This is a genomic window from Streptomyces sp. NPDC006476, assembly GCF_040612015.1.
Classification (GTDB): Bacteria; Actinomycetota; Actinomycetes; order Streptomycetales; family Streptomycetaceae; genus Streptomyces; species Streptomyces griseorubiginosus_B.
Genome location: NZ_JBEXPK010000167.1, coordinates 1 through 7,096, shown reverse-complemented (window position 1 = coordinate 7,096; position 7,096 = coordinate 1). Strand labels below are relative to the sequence as shown.

Genomic DNA, 7,096 nt, shown 5'->3' with positions numbered 1-7,096 from the left:
CCGCTACGAGCGCAAAGCCGAGCACTTCCTGGCCTTCACCAGCATCGCCTGCACCCTCATCTGCTACCGGAGACTCACCAAATGAGATGACGTCTAAGTACGGCGGGAGCGTGGTGACATGCGACGACATCAGGCACAGGAACGCCTGTTTCGCCCGGCTGGGTCATCCCGAGTCGTCCCCCGGGCCTGGCCGACGTCGAGGCAGGGAGCGGCGTGCCAGCTTCCGGCCCCATTTCTGGCCCGGCGCTTCGACGTAGCGGTAGGTCAGCACGCACAGCGGCAACAGCACAGCATAGAAGGCCGCTTCGAGTACGAGATTGTCCTGCCGCCACCGGCCGATCGTGCCGTCGCTCACCGCGAGCAGTACCGGATGCACCAGGTAGACGGAGTAGCTGATCGTTCCTAGCCAGGTTAGCCAGCGCGGTATCCGCCGTCGACGCAAGGCTAGTCCCACGCCGAAGGTGAGCACGGCCAGCAGGAATGCCACGATCCAGCCGCGCCGGGTGAAGGGGGCACCCTCGCTGTACTCGTACGCACTGCCCACGGCGCAGGCGACCACGACGATGGCTGTGTAGGCCGCCCATCGCCAAGTGGTCTGACCGTTTTCGGCCCGGTAGATGGTGGTGCCGAGGAACATCACGGCGAGGATGACCAGGCCCTCCCACATAGGGACCGTGCCGTTGAACGGGACAAGGGCGAGTGCCAGTATGCCGCCCAACATGCCACCGAACACGCGAAGTACAGGTGACCTGGAGCTCGCACAGCAGATGGCGGCCACCATGGCGATCGAAGCGAGCGCGATCAGCAGGCCGGTGCCGATTCTGCCGGACAGGGCGGATACCGGCAGCGTGACCCTCGCCGCCGCGCTCACGGCGGCGAAGGCCGCCAGGATGACGGCGACCGCTGCCGAGCGCTGGTGCTGGCGGACCGTGAAGAGGGCGACGACCAGAAGGTAGAAGGCCATCTCGTATGAGAGCGTCCATAAGACGAGGAGGAGATTGGGCGTTCCCAGCAGCTCCTGAAGCAGGGTGAGATGGGCGACGGCCACCGTGGCAGCACTCTGACCGTCGAAGTCACGAATCTCCGCAAAGCCCAACAGGTTGGCGGCAAGGACTGCGGCGACGACAGCTGCCCACAGCGGATACATACGGAATATCCGCCCGATCCAGAACGTCCGGATGGAGCCCCGGCGTTCGAGCGAGGCGGGGATGATGTAGCCGCTCACCAGGAAAAACACCATGATGCCGTACCGACTGGTGTTGAACTCCGGCATCAACTCCCGACGGAACTCCGCCATGAAGGCGTATGACGAGTGGTCGAAAACCACGACGAGTGCGGCGACACCGCGCAAGGCGTCCAGCCAGCCCAACCGTGACGGGCCGACCGGCGCGGGTAATCGCTCCAGCCTAGGAGGGGTGTAGGTGGGTCTAGGGGATTCCATACTCATGCTCCGGAGGCCGGTGGCCCCGCTGCGGGGCCACCAAGAGGGTGATGGGGGTCAGAGCAGGAGCTCGGGGGTGATGGGCAACTGGCGGATGCGCCGGCCCGTGGCGTTGAAGACGGCGTTGGAGATGGCCGGCGTGACACCGACGCAGACGATCTCGGCGAGTCCCTTCACACCGATCGGGTCGGCTATGCGGTCCTCGCCGCCCGCCAGGTAGATCGCCCTGATATCGGGTATGTCGGCATGCGTCGGAACGAGGTAGTCGGCGAAGTTGGCGTTGACGATTCGGCCGTCGCGATGGTCGGTGATCGTGTGTTCGAGCAGGGCCGCGCCCAATCCGCCGATCATTGCGCCGAGTGCCTGACTGTCGGCGAGCGCGGGACTGATGATACGACCGGCATCGTAGACGCCCAGCATGCGCCGGACCCGCACCAGGCCGAGCCGGGAGTGCACGGCGACCTCCGCGAACGTCGCCGCGTAGGCGTACAGGGAGTACCTCGCGGGTCCTTCCGGCGGAGCCCATGAGCCGAGTACCTCGAGGTAGGCGGAGTTGTTGCGGGCCAGCAGTCGCTGGTACGTCTCCCCCCGCCCCGGGGCGTCCTTTACGTACAGCCGGCCGCCGCGCACCTGGACATCGGCGGGGTCGGCCCCGTGCAGCGGAGAGCCCTCGTCTCCGACGGCGAGGGCGATGGCCTTTTTCCGCAGCTTGTCGCAACCGTCCTGCACGGCGGATCCGACGCTCGCCATGGTCTGCGATCCGAAGTGTCCCGGGGCCGGAGGCAGGGTCGAGTCGCCGAGCCGAAAGATCACCCGGCGCATGGTCAGGCCCAGGGCGTCAGCGGCTACCTGGGTCATGGAGGTGGCGGTGCCGGGCCCCATGTCGCTGGTCCCGGACTGGACCAGGGCGGTGCCGTCGGCATTCAGCCGCACGGAAGCCTGGGCTGCGGCGCGCTGGGTGTCATATACGCCAGCGGCCATGCCCATGCCGAGGTGCCAGTCGCCGTCGCGCCTGGAGCCAGGTTTCAAGCTCCGCCGTTTCCAGTCGAATTCGCGGGCGCCGGTGGTGTAGCACTCGCGCAGGCGGCGGGTGGAGAACTGAAGACCGTTGGACTGGTCGTCCACGGGTTCGTTGCGCAGACGCAGTTCGATCGGGTCCATGCCCAGTTCATGGGCGAGTTCGTCCATCGCCGACTCCAGCGGGTAGGCACCGCTGGCGTATCCCGGGCCACGCATCCACGTCGGTGTGTTGACGTCCAGGGGGACGGACCGGTGGACCTGCTTGACGTTCGGCGTGCTGTAGAGCATCCGCCCGGGGACGAGAGTGTCCTCCAGGTGCGTTTCATAGCTGGATGTCTCGGAGTCGACGTCGTGCACGGCAGCGGTCAGACGGCCCCGCCGGTCGCTGCCCATCCGAAGCCCATATGAGTACGCGGGCCGGTAGCCGATCCCGAAGTACAACTGCTTGCGTGTGAGTACGAGTTTGACGGGACGGTCCACCTGGCGGGCGGCCATGACCGCGATGACGGAGTGCACCCAGGTACGGAAGGCGTTGCCGAAGGCACCGCCGAGCACGGGCGAGATGACATGAATGTTCTCCGGCGGTATCCCGAATTCGCCCGCCATGTTGAACGTGGCGAACTGGACCGCCTGGGTCTTCTCCCAGAGGGTGAGCTTGTCCCCGTCCCAGCGGGCGACGATGCCGGCTGGTTCCATCGCGTTGTGGTGCTGGCGGGCCATCCGGTACGCCAGGTCGAGCTGGACGTCGGCGGATTTCAGTGCCTGGTCCGCGTCGCCCCGTGCATAGGTCTCGGGGTCGTTGGCCGGAGGCGCCGCGCTCATGTCGGTCGAGGGGCGCTCGGCGTGGTAGGTGACCCGCATCAGGCTCGCGGCGTGCTGGGCGATCTCGAGCGTCGTGGCCACCACGACCGCGACTGGCTGTCCGAAGAAGCGCACTTGGTCGTCCTGGAAGGCCCTCAGCGGCTCGCCTGGTGGGTAGCCGTTACTTTCGACGGGCGGAAGCCTGGGCGCGTTGAGGTGGCTGATGACGGTAAGGACACCGGGCTGGGCGAGGGCGGGACCTGCGTCGACGCCGGTGATGCGGCCGCGGCCGACGCTGCTGTCGACGATGACTGCGTGAACGACGCCGTCGGGGTTGTTGTCGCCGGCGTATTTCGCTTTCCCGGTGACCCGCAGCCGTGCGTCCACCCGGGCCACGGACGCGCCGACGGCGGCTTGTGGCTGGCTCATGAGGTGCCTCCGACGGTGCGCAGTTGCTGCTCGACGGTACGTTGGAGCAGCTCGACCTTGAAGCCGTTGTGCCTGAGGGGGTGCGCGCCTTCGGCCGCATGGCCGGCGGCCTTGTGCCACAGCCGGGCGGAGGGATGCTCGCCGATGAGGGCTTGTTCGACGGCCGGCAGCTTCCAGGGCACCGTGCCCACACCCCCGGCGGCGACCTTCGCATCGAGGATCATTCCGCCGCGGATGTGGAGGGCCACCGCGGCCGAGGTCAGCGCGAACTCGTAGGACTGGCGGTCGCGGACCTTCAGATACCCGGACTTCAGCGGGCGGGGCAGGGCAGGAATCTCCACCGACGTGATCAACTCACCTGGCTGAAGCGCCTGTTCGCGGTCAGGTGTGTTGCCGGGCTGAAGCAGGAAGTCCGTGATGGGGATGGTGCGCCTGCCCTTGTCCGGAGCCATCAGGTGGACGCTCGCCTCCAACGCTGCGAGCGCGACAGCCAGATCGGACGGATGTGTGGCCACGCATTGGTCGGAGGTGCCGAGGATCGCATGGCTGCGGTTGAAGCCGTTCAGTGCGGCGCAGCCGGAACCCGGTTCGCGTTTGTTGCAGTCGGCGGTCACGTCCCGGAAGTACGTGCAGCGGGTGCGCTGCATCATGTTCCCGCCGATGGTGGCCATGTTGCGCAGCTGGGCGGAGGCGCTCAGCTCCAGCGCCTGGGAGATGACCGGGTAGCTGTCACGTATGGCGGGGTGTGCTGCGGCTTCCGCCATGCGGACCAAGGCGCCGATGCGTAGGCCGCCGTCCTCGGTACGGTCCACACCGTGCAGCGGCAGAGCGGTGATGTCGACCAGGACATCAGGACGCTCCACGGTTTCGCGCATCAAGTCGACGAGGGTGGTGCCGCCGGCTATGTATCGGCCGCCGCGCCCACCGGCCTCGAGGGCTTCCGTGGTGTCGGATGCCTTGGTGATGGTGAAGGGGTGCATCGTCCACCTCAGTTCTGGCCCGCGGCCTGCTCGACCGCGCGAACGATCTTGACGTAACAGCCACAGCGGCAGAGGTTCCCGCTCATCCACTCCCGGATCTCGTCGGACGTTCCGGTGTGGCCTTCCTTGATACAGCCGACACCGGACACGATCTGACCCGAGGTGCAGAAGCCGCACTGATAGGCGTCCTGATCTATGAACGCTTGCTGCAACGGATGCAGTTGGTCGCCGTCAGCCAGTCCCTCGATGGTGGTGACCTCGACGCCGTCCAGCCGGACGGCCAGGGTCAGACATGAGTTGACGCGGTGGCCATCGACCAGGACGGTGCAGGCGCCGCAGGCTCCGGCATTGCAGCCTTTCTTTGAACCGGTGAGGTCGAGGTGTTCGCGCAGCAGGTCGAGCAGAGAGGTGCGGTTGTCGACGGTGACAGCGTGCCGGACGCCATTGATCGACAGGTGAACGGTGCCGCCAGGAGGCCCTTCGGCGGCCACTGCCTCCGGGCCGCCGAGGGCAGCCGGCGCCGTGACCAGTCCGCCGACGACGACAGCCCCTGACACGGCCGTGGCCGTCGTGATGAACGTGCGCCGAGACGGTGCCGAAGTGGCCTCGGCAGTGACAGATCTGTCAGGCTCGGGATTTTCGACGGACACGCTCACTCTCCTTCGCGTCAGGGTGAGAGCTGTGGGTTTTTCGGTAAGGGCTCGGGGAGCGGCGTGCCTGTTCCTCGGTTCGAGGGGGCTACAGGATGGTCATGGCTGGTCCATCGAGGTCGGTGGGCGGCGGTGCCGTCCTCCTGCCTCCCACCCTGCCTTGCACCGCTGCCCGGTCTTTGCGTCTTGCAGTGTTCACTCGTGCTCAGCACTGCTCACACCGATAACGCCGACGTTCTCGGCTAACTGGACAGGCGCGGCGGCGGATGGCTGGTCCCACATACGTCCTCCTGCGCTCGACTCATCAAGCATCGCGTGAACCAGAACCCGGATGAAGGCCGTACTTATCCACGGACAAGTTGTCCGTGGATAACCATGCGATGCAGGAGAGATGACCCGCCTGTCGTCACACAGCACCGGATGTTCGTTCCACGTCATCCAGAGCGCTGCGGTGCTCCGAGGCGACGCCTCGCGCTGCGAGCAGGGTGTCGGACTGGGCAGCGTCGAGCGGCCGCACGACGATTTCGGCGAAGAGCGGTGGCCGGTGAGAAGCAAGACGCTGCGCTGGGGAGGGAAGGGCTGGGACGGGTACAGCCGGTGCCGTTGTGCCAGGGGGTGCTGCCCGGCCCGAGCGCACGGTGTGGTCAGGTCTTGCGTGCGAGGGCTTCGCGGACTGCGGGTACGACTTCGGCGGCGAACGCGCGGATCTGTCGGGTGTGGTCTCGTTCGGGCCAGATGACGAAACCGTTCATGCCGACGGTGCGCACGAGCGCGACAAGGTGCTCGGTCCACTGGGCGGCGGGCCCCTGGAACGGGCCGGCCGACTCCGGCTGGATGACACCGGCGATGTTGTAGACCCGGCGGATCGTGTCCGGATCGCGGCCCGCCGCCAGGGCTGCGTCGTCGATGCGGCGGACAGCCGTGGGCAGTGCGTCGAGTCCGAGGTAGGCATGCGAGGGAAGCCAGCCGTCCGCCTTCTCACCGGTCAGCGCCAGCGTGCGGGGCCCGTACGAGCCCAGCCACAGCCCCAGACCGGGGCTCGGCGCCGGACCGGGATGGACGCCGGCGAGCGAGTAGTGCTCGCCGTGCGTCCGCACACTGCGCTCGCCGCTCCACATGGCCCGGATGACGGTGATCGCCTCCTCAAGTGCGTCGACGGCCTCTCTGGGCGTGCGACGGGAGCCGCCCATGGCCTCGATGGCTTCCCAGAAAGCGCCGGCACCCAGGCCGAGCTGGACCCGGGAGCCGGTCAGTCTGTCCAAGGTCGCCGCAGCCTTCGCCAGCACCGCCGGCGGACGCAACGGCAGGGAGCTGACCGTCGGGACGAGGGTGACGTGTCGCGTCCGCGCGGCCAGGAAGGTGAGCAGTGTCCAGGTGTCGTCGAACGCCGCCTGGTACGGATGGTCCTGGATGGTGAGAAGGTCGAGGCCGAGACTGTCGATGAGTAGTGCCTGCTCACCGGAGCGGCCGACGGGGAGGGCACTTGGCTCTACGTTTGCGCCGAACAGGACAGGGAGGGGCATGAAAGTCTCCTGAGCGACCGGCGCTTGCTCGACGTCGGCCGCGGTGGTCGGAAGCGGGAAAGGAAACGGGCCCGCCGTCGCCTCGGAGGCAGTGCCTTCGAGACCGGGCGGCAGCCAGGGGGGCGCTGTTCCGGCGCGGGCACTCGGGTCAGTGAGCGGTTCAGCGTGGCGGGCCGAGGATGACGCCGCCGTAGAGTTCGGATGCTTCCGCCAGGAGGGACTTGGGGATCTCGAAGCCGTCGGGGCGTGGGG

5 protein-coding genes are annotated in these 7,096 nt (G+C 67.4%); all 5 read right to left on the bottom strand.

The features are described from left to right. Nucleotides 1-163: 163 nt before the first annotated feature. Complete coding sequence (locus ABZZ74_RS51770; protein ID WP_356951092.1) at nucleotides 164-1,369, bottom strand: acyltransferase; 1,206 nt, start codon at nucleotides 1,367-1,369, stop codon at nucleotides 164-166. 129 nt (nucleotides 1,370-1,498) lie between these two features. Further along, complete coding sequence (locus tag ABZZ74_RS51765) at nucleotides 1,499-3,691, bottom strand: xanthine dehydrogenase family protein molybdopterin-binding subunit (protein ID WP_356951091.1); 2,193 nt, start codon at nucleotides 3,689-3,691, stop codon at nucleotides 1,499-1,501. Next, nucleotides 3,688-4,671 (bottom strand): xanthine dehydrogenase family protein subunit M, encoded by a 984-nt coding sequence (locus ABZZ74_RS51760; RefSeq protein WP_356951090.1) that lies wholly within the window; start codon nucleotides 4,669-4,671, stop codon nucleotides 3,688-3,690. Before ABZZ74_RS51760 ends, ABZZ74_RS51765 begins: the two co-directional genes overlap by 4 nt. Before the next feature lie 8 nt (nucleotides 4,672-4,679). Continuing rightward, nucleotides 4,680-5,321, bottom strand: a complete 642-nt coding sequence (locus tag ABZZ74_RS51755; RefSeq protein ID WP_356951089.1) for a 2Fe-2S iron-sulfur cluster-binding protein — start codon at nucleotides 5,319-5,321, stop codon at nucleotides 4,680-4,682. A gap of 644 nt (nucleotides 5,322-5,965) precedes the next feature. Beyond that, nucleotides 5,966-6,844, bottom strand: coding sequence for an LLM class flavin-dependent oxidoreductase (locus ABZZ74_RS51750; RefSeq protein WP_356951088.1), 879 nt, complete (start codon nucleotides 6,842-6,844; stop codon nucleotides 5,966-5,968). Nucleotides 6,845-7,096: the final 252 nt, after the last annotated feature.